The sequence below is a fragment of the Nitratidesulfovibrio oxamicus genome (assembly GCF_015731765.1).
Classification (GTDB): domain Bacteria; phylum Desulfobacterota; class Desulfovibrionia; order Desulfovibrionales; family Desulfovibrionaceae; genus Cupidesulfovibrio; species Cupidesulfovibrio oxamicus.
The window spans coordinates 1-2,461 of sequence record NZ_VRYY01000384.1; the positions used below are offsets into that span (position 1 = coordinate 1).

General features: G+C 66.7%; 5 protein-coding genes. 1 reads left to right on the plus strand and 4 read right to left on the minus strand.

Annotated elements, in window-relative coordinates; all coding sequences use genetic code 11:
- From FVW20_RS12550 to FVW20_RS12560, 3 genes are all read right to left on the minus strand, one after another.
- The coding region (locus FVW20_RS12550; protein WP_443677871.1) for an oxidoreductase at window positions 1-319 on the minus strand (319 nt) is incomplete at its 3' end.
- A 114-nt stretch (window positions 320-433) separates the two neighbouring features.
- Window positions 434-622 carry a 4-oxalocrotonate tautomerase DmpI gene (gene dmpI / locus FVW20_RS12555; protein ID WP_196609881.1) on the minus strand — a complete coding sequence of 63 codons (189 nt, stop codon included), beginning with the start codon at window positions 620-622 and terminating at the stop codon, window positions 434-436.
- A gap of 1 nt (window position 623) precedes the next feature.
- On the minus strand, window positions 624-1,133 hold the full coding sequence (locus tag FVW20_RS12560) for a nitroreductase family protein (RefSeq protein ID WP_196609882.1): 510 nt from the start codon (window positions 1,131-1,133) through the stop codon (window positions 624-626).
- 281 nt (window positions 1,134-1,414) lie between these two features.
- Between FVW20_RS12560 and FVW20_RS12565 the strand changes: the two genes are divergently transcribed.
- The gene (locus FVW20_RS12565; protein WP_196609883.1) at window positions 1,415-1,882 is read left to right on the plus strand and encodes a winged helix-turn-helix transcriptional regulator; all 468 of its coding nucleotides are present in this window, start codon (window positions 1,415-1,417) and stop codon (window positions 1,880-1,882) included.
- 87 nt (window positions 1,883-1,969) lie between these two features.
- Here FVW20_RS12565 and FVW20_RS12570 read toward each other — a convergent pair.
- Window positions 1,970-2,461: EamA family transporter (locus FVW20_RS12570; RefSeq protein WP_196609884.1), on the minus strand; the 492-nt coding region annotated here is incomplete at its 5' end.

Here is a 2,461-nt window from a genome sequence, read left to right on the forward strand (position 1 = left end):
CGCCCGCGTGGGCCAGCTGGGCCACGATGCGCCCGCCGCCCGCGTGCACGGCGTCCGCCAGCATGCGCAGGCCGGGAATGCATGCGTCGTCGTGGATGCCGAGTTGGCGGGGGCCGGCCTGCCCGCGCTTTTCCACGTAGGCATGGCCGGGAATGACCACCCCCACGCCCCCTTTGGCCAGTTCGCCCAGCACGTCTGCCAGTGCCGGGGTGGCCATGCCTTCGTCGGTGGCCAGCCCTTCCCAGGTGGCGGAACGGACGAAGCGGTTGGGCGATTCCAGATTGCCGATGCGCACGGGCGCGAAGATGGATGCGCTCATGATGTCTCCGTGGTGCGCCGACTTTCCCGCAAACCGGGGGAGGCGGCGCGAGGATGTTGGCGAAAGTGTCGGGGAGAATTTCGGGGAGAAAGGGCGGCAGGTTGCCGCCGCCCGTCATTTCCTGCGGTCGGCCAGCAGCACCCCGGCCACGCCGATGTCTTCCGGCTGGCGGCAGTCGATGAGCACGGTGATGGTTTCCGGCGGCAGCTTCATGACCCGCGCCGCCGTGGCGGTCAGTTCGCGCACCAGTTCGCGCTTGTCGTCCGTTTCCATGTGGTTGGCCACAACGCTGATGATGGGCATGCTACCACCCGTTCCAGTGGACTTTGGCTTCGTCGTAACGGTCCTGCGGGGCCAGTTCCTGCGCCGGGTGGCCGATGACGATGAAGCCCAGCGGCACCACGCTGTCCGGCAGGCCGAGCAGGCGACGAAAGCCGTCCTCGCGGTCCTTCATGGGGTGCACGCCGGTCCATACCGCGCCCAGCCCCTTGCCGTGCACGGCCAGCAGGATGTTCTGCACCGCGGCGGAACAATCCTGCACCCAGTAGCCGGGGTACTTTTCCGACGTCAGGTCGGCGCACACCAGAATGCCCAGCGGGGCCTTTGCGGCCATGGCGGCGTACTGGCTGAACGCGGGAATGGCCTCCAGCAGCGCACGGTCGTCCACGACCACGAAACGCCACGGCTGGGCGTTGCCCGCGCTGGGCGCGGCCATGGCGGCGGCCAGGATGTCGCGCACGTCGGACGCGGCAACGGGGGCCTCGGTATACTTGCGGATGGAACGGCGACCGTGGATGGCGGAAAGGACGTCCATGAACCCTCCTGCGCCCTGCGTGGCGCGAAGTTACGAGGTACGAATGCGAGAGTCCCGCGGCTTGGCCGCGTTCCCGGCCAGCCGCCGCGCCTGCCGGGAACTTCGTGCGGCAGGGCTGCGGTGGCCGGGGCTGGCAAGAGATGGCGAAACTCTGCGGCTCAAAATACCTGCTTCGGATTTTTCATCAAGTACGCACCATTTTGTGGCATAGTATCCTGCAGCATACTGTAGGGTCTTGAAAGATACCGCAGATGATACTATGTTTCGCGCGGAGGTACCAGATGGTCACGGCATGCACCCTCAAGCACTGCGCGGGCAAGGAATATTACTGCTCGCTGGAGTTGACCCTTCAGGTCATCGGCGGCAAGTGGAAGCCCATCATCCTGTGGCGGCTGGGCCAGGACGGAACGCTGCGCTTCAGCGAATTGCGGCGCATCATGCCCAACATCACCCAGAAAATGCTCACCCAGCAGCTGCGCGAACTGGAATCGGACGGCGTGCTGCACCGCGAGGTGTACCCGCAGGTGCCGCCGCGCGTTGAATATTCGCTGACCGAGATGGGCCGCAGTGTGCTGCCGGTGTTGTCCGAAATGTGCAAGTGGGGCCACGCCTTCGAGGCCAATCATGGTACCGCGGGCACCACGGACGGCAGGGCCGCCGGGCACGCCACCGCACCTGCCGCCGATGCCCCGGACACCGATGCCCCGGACACCGACAACGACCTGGGCATGGCCGTGGGCGAGGTGTAGCTGCCTGCCGCCGGATTTCAGTCCCCCGGAAAAAACGAAAGCGCCCGGAGCAACTCCGGGCGCTTTTCATTCGTCGGCGAACCGTACCTACAATACATTTCTCAGGCACAGCAACGCCGTCCCCACGAAGGCGATGCCCGCCCCGGCAATGGCGCGGGGCGTGGGCCAGCGTCGCTCCACCAGGGCAGCCACGGGAATGATGAATATGGGTTCCAGCCCGATGAGGGTGGCGGCAATGCCTGTCTGGGTCGCGCCAATGGCCACCAGCGACAGCCACACCCCCACCACCGGCCCGATGAACGAGGCCACCAGCAACCAACGGAAATTGCGGCGGTCCTGACCGTCGCCGCGCACCACGGACAACGCCGGGCGCAGCCTGCCGGTCAGCATGGCCGTGGGCCAGAACACGCCCATGGCCACCACCATGCGCAACAGCGCGGCGAACAGCGGGTCCACCCCTTCGGCCAGCCCCTGCTTGGACAGCACCATGCCGCCGGACAGCGCCAGTGCCGAGGCAAAGGCCAGCCCCACCCCCACCACCGGCCCGATGAACGAGGCCACCAGCAACCAACGGAAATT